A 23,462-nucleotide genomic window follows, 5' to 3' on the forward strand; every position below is an offset into this window, starting at 1 on the left:
AGCAACTACAGCTGTTATTAATAGTATTTTATATTTAAAGGTCTTCATAATCATATCCTTTACTGTTAATATTATAATTTGACACTTACACCGGCGTTAAACACGCGCTGTATAGGGTAAGCTAAACCATTCACTTCCGGGTCGATACCTTTGTAACCGGCTATGGTTACCAGGTTTTCGCCATTCACAAAAAACCTTAAGCTTGATATCCCTAATTTTGATGTTACGATGTAAGGAAGGGTGTACCCTACCTCGGCATTTTTTAACCTGATGTAATTTGCAGAGTGCAGATAGAATGTGGACCATGCGCCGTTATTAGCATTTATGCCTACAGTGGTTAGCCTTGGCGAGGTAGCTGTAGCCGCTGTTTCGGGTGTCCATCTGTTAAGTATAGTTGTATAGGCCTGGCCATACGGGGCGTTCCCGAAAAAGCCTTTACCCATAAAACCCTGCGTAATATCGCCCTGACTATAAATGGTTTGCAGATTACCAACGCCCTGTAGTATAATGCCTACATTAAAACCTTTGTAGTTAAAGCCAAAGTTAAGGCCGTAAAAAATAAGCGGTTTTAAATTGCCGATAGCCGATATATCATTCTGATCGATAATGCCATCGCTATTCAGGTCCTTATATTTAATATCACCCGGTTTGGCAGTAAAGCCTGCTGTTGTAGCGCTTGTACTTGCTTCCTGTTGGGTTTGAAAAAAGCCTAATGCTGTGTAGCCATATAAAGCATTTACCGGTAAACCAGTTTTCGCCATCCATGGGTATAAAGGCTTTAATTCATCAAAAAACACTTGTTTTGTTTTTACTATGCTTGCATTACCGGTAATAAAGTAATTAAAATCGCCTATGTGGCTTTGGTGTGTTACGGTAAGTTCGCCGCCCTGCATCAGGTTTATACCAATGTTTTCATAAGGATAATTTGCGCCTAAGAGCTGGTTGCTGTTTCCGCGATTTTTAAGCAGGTTATAATACCGCTCATAGAAGTAATCGGCAGTGATCTGCAGCTTGTTGTTAAACAGGGCTATATCAGTACCAAAGTTTATTTTATGTGCCCTTTCTGCCTCCATAGCCGGGTTTATTACACCGTTGGTTTCGCCATAACCCGATCCGTTAGAATAACCGGTACCTTGTGGATAACTGGCACCATTGCTAGAATCATAAGTACTGCGGTACGCAAAATAGCCCGGCACCTCGGCATTACCATTACCGGTGTTGCCATAGCTTGCCCGCCATTTCCATGAGTCTATCCACGATATATTGTCTTTAATAAAGCTTTCTTTGCCCATTTGCCAGCCTATGCCGCCCGCGTAGAACATGCCAAACCTATGGCCCGGAGCATAACGATCATCGCCGCTATTGTTTACAGCCCCTGTTATGAAATACTTGCCATCGTAATTATATGAAACCTGCAGGGCCCGGTTTTGAATAAGGCGGGGAAGGTCATAAGTAAGTATAATGGACCTGAAATCGTAAAATAAAAGGGCGTTGAAATTGTTTTTACCAAAACTGTTATCATAAGCTATAGCAGCCTGGGCGTATGAATACCTTGAGTTTGATACATTGTTAAAGCTATTGCTTTGTGGCCGTGTCGAACCGAACACATTATAAGTACCATTAGCATTATATTGGTAAACCGCGTTTTGTGAACTTCTGTCGATGTAGTTTTGGGAGTTTATGGCAAAATTACCTTTTGCACGCAACGATAAGCCTTTTAGATAACTCCCCATATCGTACTTAAGATCAAGGTTTGTTAATACATCATGGTTTTGCGTTAACGTATAACCCGAGTACTGCGACATGGCCAGTAAGTTGTTTTGATAAAAACTTTGGTTATTGCCACCAAAACTGCCATTAGGGTTATAAATAGGATAAGCATTGTTTGGTGTACCAAACAGCGTTGAAAAGATATTGCTAAAACCGCTGGCACCCTGGCCCGGATAATTAATACTTTGTACACGACCAAATAATTGCAGATCGATAGTAAAGTTTTTGGTTGCGCTGATATTGATATCTGAGTTAAGAATATAGCGGCTAAGGTTATTATTGGTGTTGTATGACAGCGATGGGTCTGACTTTAAGATACCAGCCTGGTTAAGATAATTTAACGATACAGAATACCTGGCTATGCTGTTACCACCGGTAATATTTAACTTATAGTTACGCATAGGCGAATTTTTACGCAGTATGGTGTTAAACCAGTCTACATCGGGGTGGCCTATTGGGTCGGTATGGTTACGGTAAGCGTCAAAATCGGCGGTGGTATAAAATGGTGCCTTACCATCATTTTGTAGTGCCTCGTTATATAAATAAGCGTATTGGTATGCCGGTAAAGGTGTTGGTAAACCCAGTGATTGCTGTATGGCTGTTTGCGCTGTAAAAGATATTAGCGTACGCCCTGCCTGCGCTTTTTTGGTTGTTACCAGTAAAACCGCGTTAGAGCTATTGATACCCAACAATATGGTTGAGAGCCCGTCTTTTAAAACCGATACCGATTCAATGGTTTCAGGGTCAATTGATGATAGCTCCCGCTGTACGCCGTCAATTATGGTAATTGGGGCAGAGGCAAAACCAGAGGCGTTAACCGCCCCCCTAACCTGCAGGCTCATTTGCCCATTGTTATCATTTGATGTGATATTGCGGCTTGTTACATAATTTACAAGAAATGAGTTTGTTGTTGGCGAACCCGCTTGCGGGCTACCAAAACCGCTTGTTTGCCGGGTGTATAACCCTGCCAGTTGGCCGGGTAAAGCGTAGGTATATAGTGACGCCGGGGTTGTGGTAAGCTGGTTGGTGTATATGGTTGATACCGCGCCTAAGCTCTCCTCTTTATTTATTGTATTGTACAGTACATCTACTTTATCAGGGTTTTTCAGGAACTGATCTGACAGCTGAATATTTATTTTATCTGCCTTATTAATGGTGTAACGCGCAGCATTATATCCTTTACCGGTTATTTGCAGCACACTGCCTTTTTGGGCTAATATTTGAAACACGCCATTTTTATCAGTTGTCGCGGTATCGGCAGTTTTTGCTACATGCACTTTTACACCCGCTAAGGGCTCTTTAAACTGATTGAAAACCTTACCGCTAACATATCCGGCAGGTACAGTTTTAACTGTATCCTGCGCAGAGGCAAGGCCAGTGCCGATCATGACAAGCATGAACAACACTAAAATGCTTTTTTTCAAGTAATTATATTGCATAGAATCAGGTTTATAAGTTGTAATTAAAGGGCATAATTAGGGCTAAACAGGTGCTGTTTTACGGGCAAACCTTGCTGTATTTTAATTATTATTTGCCCAGGGCTATTTTATTAATCGCAAAGAAATTTAATTTTGAAAGGAACCGTTGATACGTTACCAAACCCCACTTTTACCGTCCCTCCCTGATCGGTAAAATAATAGTCGACGCTGGTTAGTGTTTTCCCTGCCGGGACGTTGAAATACCCACGCGGCCAAATTGTTATCTGGAATTTATTGGGCGCTATCGTTCTCATTTTTGAACGCTCATCCTGTGCGCAAACTACAATGTCCTGGCCATCACTGGTGTGGGCGGTTGCGCATAAATAAATGTTTTGAACATCTTTTAGGGCCGTTGTTGTTACCGTATTATCAAAAGTGATGCTCTCAAAATCGTTATCAAGCACTTTCACCGGAGAAAGCACTGCTAAAGATGGGTTACAAAAATCAATCAGATCGCCGGTACCGCCGCTAACTTCCAAACAATTGGCATATTTAACAGGCCACAGATTTGGTGTATCATCTGCCAACCCATCATCTTTATTACATACAACATAACCAAGCCTCACTGATGTATTTTGCCCATCAATACCCACCTTCATTTTTATTTGAAACTTCGCATTAGCCTTATCGTTAATATTTGCAGTAAGGCTCTCCGTAGTCTGGAATGGCACCCACTCCATATCATCAATAAAGTTTGGACCAATACCCAATTTATTTTTCATTCGTGTGGCCCAGTTCTCGCCATTTTTAGCGCTGGCGGCAACTTCTGATGCCGGTATCGGGATCATCGTACCAGTACCTTTATCACCACTGAAAGTAATTTTTGTGTTTTCACCCAACTTCCATGATTTTGGTGCAAGTATGCCTATTACTATCCTTTTTGTATACGGCCCGCCATCTACATTGAAATTGGCATCCAATACGGTTGTAATCTCTTCGCCAACATTTGCGGTTAAAGGCTGCGTAATGGAATTAATAATAAAATCGCAATTACTCAGGAACAGGATAAGCGCCGCCAGGAATACATACCTGGGTAATTTTTTTCGTGTGTTACGTAAATATTTTATCATATAACAATTGTTACGCGTTAGTTATCTTTTTTAAGTGTGTATACGTAAATGTTTTTGCTGCAACCCGGGCTAAAAGTTAGTGTAACCCGCCTTTGCCCCTGCACTACCGGAAACTGGAATGTAGATTTCACAGCCGTAGTAGCACCTGTTGGTGTAAAACTTATATCAAACGGATATTGAGGGTCGTTAAAAGTATAGGTGCCATCTGTCTCCACAATAAAAGGTATTGGGTTTGTAAGTGTATATTTCCCATCGGTAAAGGTTACACCAAAGCCGCTCAAATGGGTCATGGCATCGGGTATAGTGTTTAATATATCCGTTCCGTTTAATGTTGCCGATGCTATTTTCCAGGTACCGTCGATATTTTTAACGGACTCATTTACCTGAGGTACCATATTCTCTGTTTTGCATGATGCTGCAAAAAACATACAGCCTGCAAGTAATATCCTGATTGCCTTCCGCTGGCTTAACTGCATTAATATTTTATACATAGTTTGTTATTTATATCAATCTGCTTAAATTATTAATATCCCGGGTTTTGTAAGGTCAACGGGGATTTTGCCACCTCACTTGTTGGTAATGGCCAAAGATAAAGCGCCGTTTTAAAACCATGTTTCCGTACATCAATACGTTTTAAGTTTTCAATAGCACCCGCACTGTTCCTTTGAACTTCTAAACCAGTCATTTGCTGGGTAAGTGCTTGCGGCGCTATTTTCCATCGGCGTACATCCCAAAAGCGGTGCCCTTCAAATGCAAGCTCTAAGCGGCGTTCGTTTTGTATTACTTTGCGCATCTCTACCTGGCTTAAACCAAGCGGTAGTTTATAATTGGTCAGCCCTGCCCTCATCCTGATCTGTTCAATCGGGTCATAGGCTTTTGCAGGGCCTTCAAATTCATTTGCAGCTTCGGCATAGCTTAACAATACTTCGGCGTAACGAATTAAGGGTATACATCTTGCTGTTTGGCTGAAGGAATTTGGAACAGCCTTTGGATCGAGCATCTTATTGCCATAATAGCCCGTTTTTGTACCTGCGTAAATAGCATCAACACCTGTGCCCTGCCCGTTTACCGTATAAATATTGATAGGCGTTGGCGTTAACGAATTAGCGGTTATTAATTTCGACTGATCACGATTTACGGTGTAAGCCAGTCTTGGGTCGCGATTATCATAGGGGCTGTTTGCATTATATGACGAAGTTGGATCATGAATATCCTTTCCATTAGCCATCGGGAATGCATCAACCAACTCCTGGTATGGGAAACCGCCGCCATGGCCCCCGCGTGATGGTGGGTCGTAAGCATTTTCAAGGTCCTGGTTAGATGACCGGGTTACCTGCCAGATATTTTCAAAACTTGGGCGAATGGTAAAACCATACTGAAACCCAAAACCCGGGCTTGTAGCATTATCGGTATATAATTGATATGCCCCCGATTTGATCAGCGTATCGGCAACTTTTTCTGCTTCTTCCCAACGCTCCTTTTTAAAATCGGTATAGCCAACCAATAGTTTAACTTTATCTGTAGCTATAGAAAGTGGCGTAGGACCCGGAATAGTATTATCATCATTAAACAGCGGGCTTGCAGCATACAGCAATACCCTCATTTTTAAAGCCAGACATGCGCCCTTTGAAGCCCTGCCAAACAACAGCCCCACTTGTGTAAACGGAAGGTCGGCACCAGCCTTATTACACTCTGATATAATATAGTCCACACAATCTTTATAGCTTGCTCGCTGGGCCGGAATTTTATCGGTATAGTTGTATACGGTATCGCCAATTAAAGGTACACCTCCATAATGCTTTAATAGTATAGAGTAATACCAGGCCCTTAAAAAACGCGCCTCGGCTTTTATTTCGGTTTTGGTAACTTCCCGTAGCGGGGTTTGTGGCAAATGCTTTAACAATACATTTACCGCCCTTATATTGGTATAGCAGGTGTTGTAAGCATCGCCCGATACTGTATTGGCATCAACCGAGCCATTGGCAAAACCTATGGTGGTGATCTCTGAATTGTCATAAGGTTCGGCCTCGTCGGATGCCACATCAAGGCCGCCATTACCAAAGCGTGTTGCGCTTTCGCTAAACCCAACCTTTAAATATATATTGGTTAAAAAGGCGGTGGTGTTAACACTGTCTTTAAAAACTGCCTCTTCGGTAAGGTCGCTTGTTTGCGTTTGGCCCAAAAAACCATCTTTTTTACATGAAAAAAGAATAGTGGCAGCAGCGCAAAAAAAGCTAAGAATGTAAAATTTCCTCATAGCATAAAGTTTGTTCAACAAAGCTTAAAAGCTTCTTAAAAAGGTTATTTAGCAAGAGCCTGTTTAAAGGCGTTATAATTGGTTATTGCAAATCAAATATAAAATCATAAAAACGATTTAGCAAATTATTTATTTGAAATATTGCCCTATCGTAAACTTTTAAAATTTTGGTAATATTTGCAATATTTAAGTGTAAATCTGATACTTAAAAACAAGATTCAATATTTATTTATCAATGTTTTGACGCCACTAAATCAGTTTAGCTTATCAAAAAAGCGTCTAAAGAACAACATTTGATAATTTATAGAATTGCTCCAGTATTCCCAGGTATGTGCACCGGGCCTGACAATGTAGTCGTGCGCTATTTTTGCCTTGAGTAATTGCTCATGCAAAGTGTTGTTCACGCCAATAAAAAAGTCGTCTGCCCCACAATCAAAAATAATCTTCAATACACCGGGTTTTAGCTGATCTACCATACCTACAACACTGTGGTCGGCCCAGCTTTTAGGGTTGTCTTTATATTCGCCAAGTATCTGGTTTATAGCAAAATCTTTAGCAAAAGGTTTAAGATCTACCGCCCCACTCATGGAGCCCACAGCCCCATAAACTTCCTGATGACGTATTGCCATTGATAAAGCCCCATGCCCCCCCATGCTTAAGCCGGTTATTGCCCTGCCGGTGCGGTTTTTTATTGTAGAAAAGTGCGAGTCGATATAGCTAACCAATTCTTTTGAAACATAGGTATCATACATCCAGTAGCTATTTACCGGGCTATCAATATACCAGCTTGCAAACGCGCCATCGGGGCAAACTATAATGCAATGGTACTGATCTGCAAGGTTTTGCACGGGGGCATCTTTTGTTATCCAATCGGCGTAATTGCCGCTAAAACCATGTAATAAATAAACTACGGGGTAGTTTATTTTTTTTGAATAGTTATTGGGCAGTATTACTACTGCTTTAATATCCTTTTTCATGATATCGCTATGCGTAAGCACCGTATCTACCTTGGCGGCGCTGGCATTTATCCCGAAACAAACAAGTAAAACAAAGAGTATTCTTTGATATATAATTTTAGCCATAATTATTAGTTGATACGGGTTAATGATACCTTATGGGTAACAGGTTTATTTATTTTATAGATCTGGCTCAACAGTACATCCATTTCCATTTGCCATGCCTCCCTTACAGATTTATATTGCGACAAAACGTAGTTACCCTTGTTACCGGCAACAAAAATTTCCTTTTTAGCAATCTTGCTAACCGTATCCATTGCGGCAATATTATCGGCATTTAACAAGCCACGGTCATACAATACATTGTATTCAATAAAAGCATGGTTGCGTAATCGCCTTTCAATTTCCCATCGTTCTTCATTCAGGCTCATAATTTGTATCGCCTGCTGGTATTGTGGTGTGTTGGTTTGCTCGGCCAGATTTATACCATTAGCCAGCGCAGTTGCCGACCACTTTCCTATCACTTCATCATCAATTTTAAGCTGATAGTTACCTGCTGCCAAATCTTTCACGGTGAGCATTTCGCGGTTAAATTCGTTCATAAACGGAACCAGCTTTATAGCTTCGATCTGTTTTTTATGGTTACCCCAGCTTCTTGAAACGGTGTCTAAAGGATATGGCAGTGATTTAGCCAGGTAATCAAAAGAGATACCATCGGCAGTGCTTACCAACTTGCTGATCTTGCTGTTATCAGCTTTCACTATTTTTTTATCGTTAGCGCTGATCACTACGTCAGCTACTGATTTACCTGCCAGGCCCTGTGCTTTCAGGATGAGGTAAGCCATCACCATGTGCCCATCATTATCCGGGTGGATACGGTCGTTTGGTGTGAGACTAAATGTTGGGTTTTTCTCCTGCTCGCGTTTGTTTATCGCCGTCATTGGCCGGTTCAGGTCAATAAATCCCCAGTTATTCTTTTTGGCGGCCTCTTCCTGAAACTCGGCAACTTGAAGTAACGCTGCGCTTTTACCCTTGTATATATTATTGGGCGTAGCGTAGGTAAACTCATCGTAAGGCGAAGAAGCGATAAGTATCGGTTTTATATTAGGCAGCTTTTTAAGTTTTGCCTCTATCTGGTGATAATATTTAAAAGATGTATCCAACCGGCTTTTAATCGTTTGCTGCGCATCGCTGCGGAACCACTCGATGTAACCTGTATCATTCATTCCCCATGAAAGGGTTACGACTGTAGGATTTTTTGTAAGCACGTCGGTATCAAACCTTCGGGCTATTTGTTTGGCTACGTCGCCACCAATACCAACATTAAAACAGGTAATGCGCATATCCGGGAAATGCGTCATATAATACAGCCATACATACGAGTGGAAATGCCCTCCGTCGGTAATACTGTTACCTACAAATGCCACCCTATCGCCATTTTTAAAGGGGGCTGCAGTTTGCGCTTTAAGCGTTAATGATGATCCCAGGCAAAACACTGCTGCCGACGCGCAAGCTATCCACTTCGCACCTTTTTTAAGTTTTATATTCACTTTATTTAGTTAATCGATTTAGTTATTAGTTACGACAATTGCCTTTTACTGCATAATTTATTCTGGCTAATTAGCCAATCCCCAGGTTTTTGAGGCCTGTGCACCCATTTGCAATTTAAGTGTGCCGCCGGCTGCAATATCTTTATAATCTATAAAGCATTTGTTGTAAGGCTTACCATTTAGCTGCGCGCTTTGAATATATATGTTTTTTGCCGAGTTGTTTATCGCCAGTATGGTAAACAATTTGCCTTTACCATAGCGGTTATCCAGTTTAACACTTATCTTATTAAACACCGGACTGGTTATTTCCTGCCTTGTATCGCCCGGACAAACAGGGTGTATCCCCATGGCCGACAATACATACCAGGCCGACATCTGCCCAACATCTTCATTACCTACCAAACCCAAAACACCATCATGATAAGCTCTTTTGCAAATAGCACGTGTCCATTTTTGGGTTAGCCATGGCGCACCTAAACGGTTGTATAAATAAGGCACATGGTGTACAGGTTCGTTAGCGTGGTTGTAGTAATCGTTCCACATCATATCTTGCGGGGCTTTTTCAAAAAAGTTGTTCAGGTCGGCAATTACTTTTTGTTTACCGCCCATCAGCTTAACCATGCCGGGTACATCCTGCGGTACAAACCAACCTTGTTGATACGGATTGCTTTCCATAGTACCATACCAGGCTTTTAACCTGCCCGAATCTGGCCAGGCGGCCCAATTGCCGTTTTCCTCACGCGGGCGGAACCAGCCTTTATCCTTATCAAAAATATTTTTATAAGCCTGCCCGCGCTGGGTATATTTTTCGTAATCATTATTGTTACCCAGGGCTTTGGCTAACTGTGCCGCGCACCAGTCGGTATAGGCATATTCTAATGTGTACGACAGGCTTAGTCCGCCAGGGGTATAGCCTTTATCACCATTGCCAAACTTCTCTACCGAGTTTGCCGATAGCTCATAGGCTTTTTTAAGATCAAACCCACGGATTCCCTTGGCATAAGCATCGGCAATAACCGATACGGCCGGGTTGCCGAGCATACAGCCGCTATAGGAATTAAGCAATTCCCAACGCTCTAAGTAGTTCTTATCTTTTTCATCTGCCAGTGTAACCAGCGAGTTTACCATATCATTTACCAATGCGGGATTGATGATAGTTTGCAAAGGCATCTGGCTGCGAAATACGTCCCAACCGCTAAAAATAGTGCGTTTGGTAAACCCGTTTGAGGTATGCGCTTTGCCATCGCCCCCCCAGTAACGGCCATCTACATCTTCAAAAACGCGGGGATCTATCATGGTGTGGTACATGGAAGTATAAAAAACGGTCTTCTCTTCTTTTGTACCGCCTTCTACCGCCACTTTTGATAGTGCCTTGTTCCACAATGCAACGGTACGCTGGTGTACGGCATCAAAGTTCCAGTCGGTAATTTCTTTGCTCAGGTTATTCTTAGCGCCATCAATGCTAATGAACGAGATACCGGCTTTCATTAGCACCTGCTCATTTGCCTGTGTGGCAAACTCGGTATAAAAGCCAAGGTGTTTACCTTCTTTTTCTTTTACCTGTTTTAATATTTCTGCGTTTGCTATTTGCGCCTGGTATTTGGCACTCTCTACGTCTTCGCGTTTACGTTTCCAATCATTTGGGATATCAGCACTCCAAACACCATAGTTTTTTAAAGGCTTGCTAAACTCCGCGTGGAAATAAACGGTGTATTCGGCATGGCCATCGCCATTGCCCCAGCCACCGCCATCGGGAGTGCACTTCATCCAGCCTTCAATGGTATGATCATTAACCACCTTTACGCTTTGCAGGGTTGATGTACCGCCTACCCTGCGTGCCAGGTCTATCTGGATGCGCGATTGTTTATTTTGAGGGAAAGTAAACCTGAGTATACCGCTATGCGGCGCGGCTGTCATTTCTGCTTTAATATTGTTATCGGTAAGTTTTACAGCGTAATATCCTGCCGATGCTTTTTCACTTGCTTTTAAGTATTGCGAGCGATAGCCACCTTCCGGATGATCGACCGTACCGGCACTGGTTTTTAGTTTACCTGCCGTAGGCATCACCAGGAAATTGCCCAGATCGCCATACCAGCCTATGCCGCTCATTTGTGTAAATGCGAAACCTTCTATACTGGTGTGTTCATAGCTGTAACCCGAACCATTATCGCCACCGGTAATGGTATTGGGACTAACCTGCACCATGCCAAAAGGGGTATCGGCACCGGGGAAGGTTTTACCAAGGCCATGATAGGTACCAGCCGCTTTTGTACTGGTGCTTGCCCCAATAAACGGGTTAACATAACTTGCGGGTGTTTGCGCGGCTGCCGTTAAAGAACCGCTTAGTATAGCAGAAAAAGTTAGTAAACATTTAAATCTCATTCCCTTGAGGCTATTATTTTAATGCGATACCTTTTATTGAGGCCAAAAAGATAAGGCATTAGTAATTGGTTAGTGACAAATATATCAATTAAAACGTTTTAGCAAAAAAATTATATATTTCCTGCATTAAACTTATTTTTTGCTTTAAATAGTGCTAAACCTGATCGTACGGATGCCGAATTTTGGTATCAGCAACTCAACAGATGTTTGGCCGTTTGATGCTTTTGAAACCTTTAATTCACCGTATACTTTTCCGTTCAATTCAACTACCTGCGCTTTGGTATATTTAAAATTCAGGATGATCTTCTTTTTACCGGCCTCGCCTTCTGCATTAAAAAAGCGCAATAAAACATCTTTACTGTTATTTTCTGCCGATGTTAATATCAAACCCTTTTGCGGATTAACAAGCGTTTGCTGTTTAGCTGTTGCTGATGAATTGCCAACATGAACAACCAATGGCTCGTTCCATTGCGCGGATGCCGACCACACACCTGCCTCGTTCCATTTACCGGCATGCGGCATCAGGGCATAATGGATATTTGTTGGGCCATCTGTGTAGTAACTGCGCCCCCACAGACCCATTCCCGAGTATTGGGTAACTAAGCCTAAAGGGAAGTTTTCACCGTAGGTATAGCTGGTAGTATGGTCGGTAAACATGGCCATACCAAATTTGCCATCGCCATCGGTAACATCAACCCAATTCAGTATCACGGTATTTTTAATACTATCCCAGCTATTGTAGAAAGTGTTTTTCAATTTGCTTTCCGTAACATCAAACGGCGCATTTTTATAAACTTTTTGGTTCTTTAAATTCAGCGGGAAAACCGTTACCAGTTTATTGCTATCGTTATAAAACGGCTTCTTGTAATCCGTCCATTTGTAGCTGCTTTTTACCACATCTTCGCCAACGCCAACATCTTTTTTCCAGTCGATGTTTAAGTTAAGATCGATGATCTGCTGGCCCTTGTTCAGCGTGATTACCTGGGTAAAGTCTGTCCCGTTAATTTTACCTTTTATTTGTACGCTGGCGCGGATAGGGCCAGTCTCTAAAATGGTAACGGTCGCAGTTTCATCAGTAGACGCCTTCAATCCGCCATCATTATAAAAATTTCCGCGAAGTGTATTAAAACCATTTCTGTTAGCTTGGTCAACCATCTCCTTATTCATTTTTTTGGCAAACAAACTGGTAATGCTGCCTCCTTTTTTAGGGTTGATAATGATGGTGTACAGGTCAGATTCTAATTTGAAGTTTCCATCAGCAAGTTCTGTTACCTGCGTACCTTTTTCAATTGGATCCGTTGTTTCTGTTATGCTATATGTGTTATAGCCGAATGATGGAGTTGAGGCCACAAACAGCAATTTATCGTTAACCACCTGAGATACCACCGCTTTGCCCAATACATCCTTAACCGACAAACTTTTACCCTCCAATCCGGCAGGTATAATTACAGAAACGGTCTCGTTACGTTTGCTGGCCTGTGTGTTTACAACGGTAACAATGTCTTCTGTTCCTTTTTTGTTTAAAAACACTGTTTGTACCGATACGTTTGCAATACTATCGCTGATTCGGTTGGTATTGCCTGTCCAGTCTACTACTTTATCTGCCCAGGTATCGCCTTTTTGGCCGTTATACGGTACTATCCAGCAATCGTGGTGTTGGGATAACAGCAAGGTGCGCCACGCGCTGTCGAAATTTGCTTTTGGCCAGTTATTTGAATCATTTAGCAGGTTTGATATCACCGCTGCTTTTTCGGCAATCAACACTTTATTCTCAGCCACACGCACACGCTGGGCCAGCTTTTGTGTTACCTGCGATCCCCAAACAAGGCTTACCAGCATATCTTCCTGCGTAACTTTCCAGTCCTGCCTTTTATCTTTCGGAGTAATGTTGGCAAAATAGTTATGCCAGGTGGTGTACTTATTTTTTTGCTGCTCCGTATCTGCATTTCCAATAAAGGGGCCGCCTTTCCAGCCGGCATCCTGCAAGGTCATACCTATAGGGTGCGGTATGCCATACTTAATAGCCGCGTTTATATACCTTGGCGAGTTATCCCAGGCAATAGTTTGCCAGGCAGATTTTTCTAAAAGTGCCTCCACCTCGTACCGGGGTGATGTAGTGATTGCCGTACCATCCGGACCAATCCAATTCACCAATTCGCCGCCAAAAGCACGGGTGTAACCACCAAAACAGGTATTCGGGTTTTTTAATGACGCGTATTTAAACCCGAATGACTTTAAGATCTGCGGCAACGCGCTGGTGAAACAAGGTTCTTCAGTAGAGTAGGTATTAAAAGTGATCCCCGGGAAATAACCTTTCAATTTATCAATACCATAACTAAACTGGCGGATGATGCTTTCGCCATCAATATTGTACATATAACTTTGCGCGTAAGCCGGGTTCACATACTCTACCCTGCCGCTTGCCGTTTGGTTGGCCATCAGTGCCTGTAACTCTTTTAAGGCTGCTGGGTCAACTTTTGCGGCCCTGTCCCAGGTTTCGGGTTCTATCTCCAGGTTGATGTTCCAGTATGGGTGTTTATTCAGGTTATCTACGATGAAACGGGTATTCCAGTCGGGGTAATGGCCCCAAACGCCGCCGTGGTAACCATCAATATAATATGCCTGCTGACTAAACGCCTTTACACTACCCAGCGTTAATGCGGCGGCTAAAACAGCCCCCTTTAAGAATTTATTTTTGTGTGATAACATGTTCGGCTTGGTTGTCTTCCTTTATCTCGAAACGGTGAGCTATGGGTTGATTAATAATATAGATCCGGTCGGTTAGCAGGGCAATTTCTTTTTGCCATGCATCACGCACGGGTTTAAGTCGGGCCTTGTAATAAGTATTAAGCGTTACACCTACAAAAAAGTCTTTTTTAGCATATTTCTGTAGCGAATCAACGGTAGCCTGGCTGTCGTTATGCAACAGGCCGTGTGGTTTCATGATGGAGTATTGCAGCCACCAATATTCGCGCAGACGCCGCTCTATGCCCCAGCGTTCTTCGTTCAGGTGCATTACTGCTAAGGCCTGCTGGTATTGCGGTGTAGCGGCTATTTCGGCAAGATTTATCCCTGCCTGCAGTTGCAGTCCGTTCCATTTACCTATGGGTTTACCATCAATCAGTACTTCATAGTTTTTACTAACACCAAGGTTTTGTACCTGTAAAACTTCCTGATTAAACTCTTGTTGAAACGGGATAAGTTTCAGGGCATCGGCTTGTGTACGTGCTTCCTTGCCTACGCTTTGCGCCATGGTATCAATAGGGTAAGGCAGGGCGTTTGCCTTATATGTATAACTTAAGCCATTTTTTGTGACAGATAGGTTGGTTAACAGGCAATTTTCACTTTTTATAACTGATGCTGTTTTGGCGTTGATATCAACAGCGGCCACTTTTTTGCCTGCAAAACCCTGTGCCTTTAAAAATAAGTAGGCCATTACCATATGCCCATCAACCGTCGGGTGGATCCTGTCGAAACTCTGCATGGAGAATGTAGAATCTTTAGCCTGTTGCTGCTCATCAATAGCAACCATAGGCGCGTTAAAATCCAAAAATTCCCAGTTATTTTTTTTTGCTGCCTCCTGCTGAAATTTCACCACCCGTTGTATGGCCGCATTCTTATTATACAGAACCCCTGGTTTTATTTTTGCGGTACCATCATAGGGTGATGTACCGATCATGATCTTGCGAACCTCGGGGTGTGCCTTCAAATGTTTCTGGATCTCTAAAAAACTATTAAATGAGGTAGCAACCTTAGCGTTATAAGCTGAATCGGCTTTGGCGCCGGTAAGCCACTGGTAGCCGGTATCATTCATGCCGAACGTTAGGGTCATTACATTGGGGTGCTTGCCGAAAACATCCTCCTGCAGGCGCTCGTCAATCTGTTTGGCAACATCACCGCCTATCCCTGCGTTAAAAATATCAATACGTGCTTTTGGCATGCGGGTCATATAATACAGCCAGATATAGGAATGGTAATGCCCGCCATCGGTGATGCTGTTGCCGGTAAAAGCTACCCTATCACCTGCTTTGAAAGGTTTTATTTGCTGGGCGAATGCAAACCCTGAATATATAATCAGGGCAAATAGTATGTATAATCTTTTATTCATATAAATCGATTTAGCTTTAACGGATAAAAAAAGCCTATTTCAAGGCTTTTTTTATTGCAGCTTCTGCAAGCGGTTCCATTACTTTATAACCTGCCATATTTGGATGTACGCCATCCGTACACAGTTCCTTTTTAAGGCCTTTCTCTTCATTAATCATCGGCGTATAATAATCTATATAACCCAGTTTATTTTGTTCGGCGTAAGCTTTAAGCATCGCGTTAAGTTGTATAATTGATTGTATCGGGTTTACCTTTGGGTTCCACGGAAACGCAGCAGCAGGCAAAACTGATGAAAGTACAACTTTGATATGTGCAGCCTTAGCCAGTTCGGCCATAGAAAAAATATTACCCGCTACGTTCTCAATTTTTGATGGACCGGTATTCCCGGCGATGTCATTGATCCCGGCCAATATCACAACTACGGTTGGTTTCAGGGTTATCACATCCTCCCTAAACCTTACCAGCATTTGCGGGGTGGTTTGGCCGCCAATACCACGGTTTACGTATGCTTTACCCTTGAAGAAATCGGGATCGGTATTTATCCAGCCTTCGGTGATGGAGTTGCCCATAAAAACCACGCGCTTTTCTCCTGGCGCAGGTGCCGGTAGTTTGGCGTTATCATCTTCGTAGCGTTTTATCCAGGCCCAATCATTGTGTATACGCTCTTCTACAACTTTTTGGAAATTGGCCCAGGCTTCGGCTTTCTTTTGTTCTTCGGTTTGCTGTGCGCGTGCACTGAGTGTGCAAACAACAACCAGACAAATAATGATTTTAATTGTTTTCATATGCATTTATTTTTTAGCAACCACAGGTTCAGCCCAGTTATCTGTGCGGAAAGGCACTACCGGTAAACCGTCTTCATTTTCTAAATTAGTAACCGGGTAATTGGTAAAAGCATAACGTACTGCAACAGGTTTTTTAACCTGCTTAGTACTTAGCTCGATAGTGTTATTGATGATTTTTGCCTCCGCAGGCCAAAACACCTGATCGGCGCCAGCTATCATAAAAAACTTTGGTTCGGCTCCATCAGTAGTACGCAGCCCCGTTTTTACACTTGCCGGGGTAAAGTTTACAATGGCTTTTTTCTTCTTAAACGCCACATAGTCTACATGCGGCCCTTCATAATTGATATCCAGCATTCCGTAAGTGCGGTTTAATGCTATTCGGGCTAACCTATCTCCTACCGGCTTTTTATTGGTTGGATGTATGTTTTTCGCGTCACCTACGTCCATGGTAACGGCCATAGCTGTGTTATTCATTGCCGAGATCTTTTCCTGCACCTCGCGGAAGAAAGCATAATCATTTAGCGTAGAATCAAATTTTTCATAAGCATGCGGCGCAACCTGTACATAATAAAAAGGTAGATCGCCTTGTGCAAAAGCTTTGCGCCAACTTTTTATCTGGGCATAACTCAACCGAAGGTAGCTTTCACGTTCGGCGCGGTTTGATTCGCCCTGGTACCAGCAAATGCCTTTTATAGATAGGTTATAAAACGGATTGATCATGGCGTTATGGATCAGGAAAGGCTGGTACACCCTATCGAACGAAAACACACCGTCCAGTTTTTCTTTTGATTTCGGGCTATCGAAAAACGGTTTAAGATAAACCCTGTTCAGCATCGTATCGGCAGCCATTACATCTTGTGCCACATACGCCTGCTCCCATGATCCTCCTATACCTGAATAGATCAATCCGATCGGGATATCCAGTTTGCTTTGCAATTCTTTACCAAAATAGTAGCCTACCGCGCTAAAATCCTTTACAGTTTGCGGCGATACTTTTTGCCAGTCGCCTTTTAGGGTATCTATAGGTTTGGTATTCCAATTAAAGCCTACATTTAATATACGGATGTTCGGTTGATTAGCAGCAGCGATCTCGGTAGCGGCGTCCTTAACCTCACGCATAGCGAATTGCATATTTGATTGCCCGCTTAAAAACCACGTGTCGCCTATAAGCAGATCAGTTAGCATTATTTTTTGATGATGGCTTTCCGCTGTTAACGTATGGGCGGTATAATCACCCTTCTTTGCTTCCGGGACGTTGATAATTGCCATGAACTTATTATCGGCACCGGCAATAACCGTTACGGGTTGCAGCAGCCAGTCGGCTTTAACAGTAACCGCTTCGCCCGAAACAGCCTGCCCCCATACTTTAAAAGGTTTGTTTTGCTGTATTACCATGTTGCTTTGCAGCACCTGGTTAATTTTAAAAGCTACCGGGCTAATCTGTGTATTAGTTATAACTGCTTCTTGCTGTGCAAAACTTGTTTGCGCTACAAGGCATATCGTAATAAAAAACGGTAAAGCTTTAAACATTCAGTATGGTTAAATAAACTGGTTATAATGGTTTATGCCAACAAATGTAAATAAACTAAAATGATTAACTAAATCAATTTAGCAAAAAATAACAAAACTTGTTTAACAATGTTGTTACCGGCAGTAATACGCAGTATTATTTCAGGAATTTAACCCTGATGAAACGCGGGCGATATAAATGAGGGTGGTGTTGCAAATCGGTAATAAATTCGGTTGAATTGATATTGTAACTGATCAACAGTTCGCCCGGTTTTGAAAGACTTGGATGCGCTTTTGCATTATAAACTAAAAAGGTATTCTTGAGCAGGTCGGGCTTGCAGTCCCATAGTTTAATAATCGGCCCAAACGGCCCTGTAAGATTGTTTGACAAACGCATACCAATAGTCGGGCTCATACCATCCACCTGAAAAATGAGGGCATACCTGCCATCGGGTAAGCGCGATACGCTCAATTCATTTGATACATGGTTTGTAATATCGGCCACCTTGCTCATATCGCTTACCCATTGCGTGCCGTCCCAAAAACGCCACTGGCTGTAATCGTCAAAGTTTTTTGGCAGCACACGAGCAACCATCAGGTTTTTAACCATGCCACGCACACCATATACATATATATAGCCATCTGCATTTACGGCACCTGCACTTTTGGTGTTTACGTATACACCTGCACCAAACGAGCCAATGTCTCCTTTTTCATCCGTAAGATAAAAGGGAGTATCTTTTTGTTCTTGTACGGTAAAATACGGGGCATTTGCAATGTTTAGTTTAATAAGCGTGTTACCTACTTCTTTAAAGCCAAATGCACCTTCACTAACATTCCTAACCCGATAGCCAAATAAGTACAAAGCCTTATTTCCATCAGTATTTACAAAACCATCGCCAAGCCAGTAATAATCGCTTTTGTGTGTTTGAGCGGTATTGGGTATAAATACCGACTCGGCAGATCCGTCTTTATTTTTATCCCAGTAAAAGCTGATATTCTGTGGCTTTGGTTCATTTCCTTTTAAAAGCGCTACAGAGTTGTGGATCATTTTGTAGCCCGGCTTCATGGTGCTGTCGGTTACCTCCCCTATCATGGTATCGCTAAATATGATCAGGGTTTTATCACTCTTTTTAGCAAGCCCATTTTCAACACCGTTTAAGGGGATAGTATAAATACCATCTCCCCCAAACCAACCCGAGTACCTTTTTAGTAAGCCAGTCCATGCTGTATCTGCCTCAACAGAAAACTTGACAGACTCTGGCCCCAATTGCTGCACTACAGTTTTTTGCTGTGCATTTGCATAACAAAATGCAATTAAGACGGCTAAAACAGATAAACCAATTTTCTTTTTCATCGGGGGATAATTATGCGGCACTAATCTATTTATTTTTTAAAAAAATACTGTACCCATCAATACCTATAAAATTATAACCCAATAAGGTTGTCGTATTTACTTGTCTTTTTTGCCTGCGCGGCTATAAATGCACTTGTGAATTATAATTTGCTATAAAGATTTTACAGAATTCTTAATCGGAATAATTATTTAGTTAATAAATTGGGGCATGCTTAAACTTTTACTATTGCTGCTATTCTTTATTCCATCCGCATTACAAGCTCAAATTACCATAACAGGTAAGGTTATAAGCGTTACCGATAAAAAGCCTGTTGCGAATGCAAGCATTTTTTTAAGCAACTCTAAAGTGGGTAATATGTCGTTAAAAGATGGCTCGTTCACCTTAAGCAATGTAAAGAATGGGCAGTACGACCTGGTAGTTACCTGCATTGGCTTTGAGCCCCTTCACCAAACTATATCTGTACGCGGCAATGATATCCAATTACCCACTATTGCCCTAAAAGATAAAACAAGCCTGCTGGGCGAAGTAAAAATAAACGGTGGTAAACGCAAACGCGATTATAAACGGGAACGATACATCAGAATATTTACACGTGAGTTTTTGGGCCGCACAAAAAACGCCGCAGAATGTAAAATTTTAAACCCCGATGTACTACAGTTTGAGTATGACGAGCCTACTGATAGGATGCACGCAACGTCAACCGATTTTTTGGTTATAGAAAATAAAGCGCTGGGATATCGCATAAAATACCTGTTAGTATCATTTGAATTTGACCCTATAAACGGAACTATGTATTACACCGGCCCATCAGTATTTGAACCAATGGAAGGCACAACTGAGCAGGAAGACAACTGGGTAAACAGGCGTGTAAATGCATATAATGGTTCAATGATGAGCTTTTTGCGCGCTTGTTTAGTTAGCAATGTATCAGGCGCCGGGTTTAAGGTATTTGAATTATTCAGAACACCAACGATAGGAAGAGAACCAGACAGTTTGATAAATGCAAAGGTCAAATTTTACAGTAAGCACACGGCTGGAATACCTCAATATTGGTCAAAACAGTCTAATATGCCAAAATTTGACCAATACCCGGGCAAGGTGTTGAAAACCAATGATTACTTAAATTTAACCGATGAGAAAGGCATTTATGCATTCGGATACACCCCAACTCTACATTTGATGATCAATTATAAACATGAGCAAAACGGTTCTAATTATCACACCTCATTTATTACTTTTCTTGATAAGTACACTTACTTTGATAGCAATGGCGTAATATCCACGCCCTTAAAAACCGTGGTTGAAGGCTACTGGCAAACACTGCGGATAGCTGACCAGCTACCGGTTGACTACGAATTGCCCAACGGCCGAACAAGATAGCAGACGACAAAAAACCTTGATTCTTTTTATCGGCGACTTATGATTACTATAATATCCTAACCTGTAGGTCAAAACCCACTACTACTTATTTTTTTATAATATAGCATTGCAGTTGGGCTCATTCAATACACAATATGTTGATATATCCTTAATTTTTCACCCTGTTCTTTTCGCTTTCAGCGCCATCGGCATTGTGCTTACGTAATCCGGCTATGGTTTTACCAAAACGGTAATTTAATGATAGCACAACCGTTCTGGAATCGCCACGGTTCAAATAATTGGCCTTTACATTAGCCAGGTTGTTGATGTCGCCCCCGTTGTTAAAAGTGTATAACAGGTCGTTCCCAACCAAAGTCATGCTGAGCGAGGGGGAAAATTTCTTTGTAACAGCCATATTAATTTTCCCTCTTGCTGAGGCAACAAACTGCGCGTTAGTGATCTTACTCTGATAACCACCGTCAATTTGCGTTGTCCAGTCATTCGGTAATTTAAATTGAAACACCGGGCGAATAAAGTAATATGTCCCCTTTGTATCAAGCGTGCCGGTATAAAATTGGCTGATGGTGTGGATATTGACAACCCTACCAGAAAAATGAAAGTTAAGCCACTTTGCAGGATCAAAACTCGCGTCTATACTAATACCCTTATTGATGCTTTTCCCCAGGTTCCCGGGGCGGCTGTAATAAATACCGTTTACTATTTCTATTGTCTCGTTCACATCATCCTTTGTCTGGCTATAGTTAAGGGTTGTAGTGATGTTTTTCCAGGTGTGTGACAATTCCCAATCATCGGTATATGATGGTTTAAGGAAAGGGTTACCAGTGTAGTAGGTAAACTTATCCAACGGCGATAAAAACGGGTTAAGGTCTTCATAATAAGGTCGGTCTATCCTGCGGCCATAATTAAAGTTGATGCTGTGGCTGCCCGTACTGTCTAATTTGTATTGAATATAGGCGGTTGGAAATAAGCCGTTATAATTTCTCTTAAAGGTTGAATCCGGTTTTTGTACGTTGCCAAGTTGGTGACCATCAGATGCGGTATTCTCAAACCTAACCCCCAATTGCAGCGAGATCCTTTTCCAATCTTTATTGACATTTAGGTAGCCCGCGCTGATCTGCTCCTTATAGATAAAATGGTTGGTTTTATCATAGTCGGGCGCTGTAACACCTCCTTGAGTTACAAAATAGTCGGCTATATTATCGGTTTTGGTATAACTACTTTTCAAACCGGTTTCAAGCTTAAAACCACTGTTTAAGGGGTGAGTATAATCTGTTTTGGCCGACCAGATATTGATGTTTGAAGGAAGGTTACCGGTCAGCAGATCGTGAGTGGAAATATTACCATTGGGTAGGTACCCCGTGTTGTCAAAAGACTGGCCCATGTTGGTTTGATAGCGCAGGTAATCAAAATCAAGGGTTAATTCCCTCCCCTTTTTATCGTACTGATGGCGATAGTTTACGTTTGCTGACCCATTCTTAAAGTTACGATGCTGGGCATTTAAGGCTACAATGGTAGAATCAAGATTGCCACCTGTGTTTAAAAACCTGCTTTTATTTATAGTATTCACATCGCTGGGATTTATTAATCCGTTAACAACAAAACCAATCGTTGATTTCTCGCTTACATAATAATCAATCCCAATTTTTGAATTATAGCTTTTTGATATACGGCGGATAAATGAGTTTTGCAAAAAATCATAGTCAGGTACGCCAGCGTCAGTAAAAAAATGGCGGTTAATATCCAAATCGCTGAAACCATTGCCCGTGTTATAGCTAAAGTTCCCGAAAAGGTTCACTTTATTATCGCGGTAAGTAAAATTCAACCCGTTATTTGTCCGTCCGTAATATCCCTGCGAATAACTGAGATTTACGCCACCGTTAAAGCCTTTTGCTTTATTCCTTTTTAAACGGATGTTGATAACACCGCCATTACCGGCCGCGTCATATTTTGCAGGCGGGTTGCTCATCAGCTCTATCTGGTCAATAGTTGCAGACGATAGCGAGCGCAGGTAGTTCTCCAGGTCGGCGCCAGACAGGTAAGTAGGCTTATCATCTATAAAGATCTTTACCCCGCTCTTACCCTTCAAGCTGATGGCACCACTTTGATCTACCAGTACTCCAGGCGATTTTTCCAGTACGTCCATCGCTGTCGACCCGGCATTACTGATCAGGGCATCAACGTTTACCACTGTGCGGTCTATCTTTTGTTCAACAAATTGCTTTTGGGACGTGATAACAACTTCCTTTAACAGTTTGCCTGTTGGTTGCATTAAAGCAAGAAGCGTGGTATCTGGTTTTAATAAGCCACTTTTATAACTAGCGAAACCCATCATACTAATGTTAAGATAGTACTCGCCTGGTTTTAACTGGGCAAAGCTAAACGCACCGACGGCATCGGCCAATGCCGTTTTAACAAGTGCTGAATCTTGCATCAGGTAAACGCTTGCACCATCAAGCGGTTTCTGACTGCTATCAGTCACTTTACCGCTGATGCTTTGTGCGTTTAAAAAAGTTGAGGCAATAGAAAGCCAGGCAGCTAAAAAAGCTGCAATTTTTAATTTCATGGTCAAATGGTTTTAGGAATTTTTAGGCATAGCTATGCCCGTTCATGTGATTGAATGTTTTTTCAGATAAACTTCTGCTTATTTTTTATCGTCGGTAGTGGTATCGTAATTATTGTACAATGTCCAGGTACTTTTACCTTTTGATACGGGTACAAATTTATCCTTGTAACGCTTTTGTACATCATCCGGCTGGCGTACGCCATTAACAATCAGATCAGTATTGCTTAGTTTGAATGATATATGTTTGTCATCCGCACTGATGAGCTGGTCTTTAATTAGCTCGGCTGTTACCTGTTC

Annotated in this window: 14 protein-coding genes; 1 reads left to right on the top strand and 13 read right to left on the bottom strand. The window is 42.1% G+C overall.

The features are described 5' to 3' along the window. Positions 1-71: 71 nt before the first annotated feature. The 12 genes from WC615_RS01085 to WC615_RS01140 form a co-directional block, all read right to left on the bottom strand. On the bottom strand, positions 72-3,209 hold the full coding sequence (locus tag WC615_RS01085; RefSeq protein WP_372976298.1) for a SusC/RagA family TonB-linked outer membrane protein: 3,138 nt from the start codon (positions 3,207-3,209) through the stop codon (positions 72-74). Positions 3,210-3,319: 110 nt separating this feature from the next. After that, on the bottom strand, positions 3,320-4,318 hold the full coding sequence (locus WC615_RS01090; protein ID WP_372976299.1) for a DUF4961 domain-containing protein: 999 nt from the start codon (positions 4,316-4,318) through the stop codon (positions 3,320-3,322). A gap of 17 nt (positions 4,319-4,335) precedes the next feature. After that, complete coding sequence (locus WC615_RS01095; protein ID WP_372976300.1) at positions 4,336-4,809, bottom strand: DUF5004 domain-containing protein; 474 nt, start codon at positions 4,807-4,809, stop codon at positions 4,336-4,338. Between the two features lie 32 nt (positions 4,810-4,841). Further along, positions 4,842-6,575, bottom strand: coding sequence for a RagB/SusD family nutrient uptake outer membrane protein (locus WC615_RS01100; RefSeq protein WP_372976301.1), 1,734 nt, complete (start codon positions 6,573-6,575; stop codon positions 4,842-4,844). Between the two features lie 254 nt (positions 6,576-6,829). Further along, positions 6,830-7,657, bottom strand: a complete 828-nt coding sequence (locus WC615_RS01105) for an alpha/beta hydrolase (RefSeq protein ID WP_372976302.1) — start codon at positions 7,655-7,657, stop codon at positions 6,830-6,832. Between the two features lie 5 nt (positions 7,658-7,662). Continuing rightward, positions 7,663-9,081, bottom strand: coding sequence for an SGNH/GDSL hydrolase family protein (locus WC615_RS01110; RefSeq protein ID WP_372976303.1), 1,419 nt, complete (start codon positions 9,079-9,081; stop codon positions 7,663-7,665). Positions 9,082-9,147: 66 nt separating this feature from the next. Further along, positions 9,148-11,463, bottom strand: a complete 2,316-nt coding sequence (locus WC615_RS01115; RefSeq protein ID WP_372976304.1) for a GH92 family glycosyl hydrolase — start codon at positions 11,461-11,463, stop codon at positions 9,148-9,150. Between the two features lie 144 nt (positions 11,464-11,607). Then, positions 11,608-14,172: a glycoside hydrolase family 38 C-terminal domain-containing protein gene (locus WC615_RS01120; protein ID WP_372976305.1), complete on the bottom strand. Its 2,565-nt coding sequence runs from the start codon at positions 14,170-14,172 to the stop codon at positions 11,608-11,610. Then, positions 14,153-15,571, bottom strand: coding sequence for an SGNH/GDSL hydrolase family protein (locus WC615_RS01125; protein WP_372976306.1), 1,419 nt, complete (start codon positions 15,569-15,571; stop codon positions 14,153-14,155). The genes WC615_RS01120 and WC615_RS01125 overlap by 20 nt, the downstream gene beginning before the upstream one ends. A gap of 34 nt (positions 15,572-15,605) precedes the next feature. Next, positions 15,606-16,355, bottom strand: coding sequence for an SGNH/GDSL hydrolase family protein (locus WC615_RS01130; protein WP_372976307.1), 750 nt, complete (start codon positions 16,353-16,355; stop codon positions 15,606-15,608). Between the two features lie 6 nt (positions 16,356-16,361). Beyond that, positions 16,362-17,885: a sialate O-acetylesterase gene (locus WC615_RS01135; protein ID WP_372976308.1), complete on the bottom strand. Its 1,524-nt coding sequence runs from the start codon at positions 17,883-17,885 to the stop codon at positions 16,362-16,364. 136 nt (positions 17,886-18,021) lie between these two features. Continuing rightward, positions 18,022-19,221, bottom strand: a complete 1,200-nt coding sequence (locus WC615_RS01140; protein ID WP_372976309.1) for a DUF4185 domain-containing protein — start codon at positions 19,219-19,221, stop codon at positions 18,022-18,024. Positions 19,222-19,429: 208 nt separating this feature from the next. Between WC615_RS01140 and WC615_RS01145 the strand changes: the two genes are divergently transcribed. Beyond that, positions 19,430-20,602, top strand: coding sequence for a carboxypeptidase-like regulatory domain-containing protein (locus WC615_RS01145; protein WP_372976310.1), 1,173 nt, complete (start codon positions 19,430-19,432; stop codon positions 20,600-20,602). A gap of 148 nt (positions 20,603-20,750) precedes the next feature. On the opposite strand, the gene WC615_RS01150 is transcribed toward WC615_RS01145, so the two are convergent. Then, positions 20,751-23,165, bottom strand: coding sequence for an outer membrane beta-barrel protein (locus WC615_RS01150; protein WP_372976311.1), 2,415 nt, complete (start codon positions 23,163-23,165; stop codon positions 20,751-20,753). Between the last annotated feature and the right edge of the window lie 297 nt (positions 23,166-23,462).

The organism is Mucilaginibacter sp. (assembly GCF_041663085.1).
In the GTDB taxonomy this organism is placed as follows: Bacteria; Bacteroidota; Bacteroidia; order Sphingobacteriales; family Sphingobacteriaceae; genus Mucilaginibacter.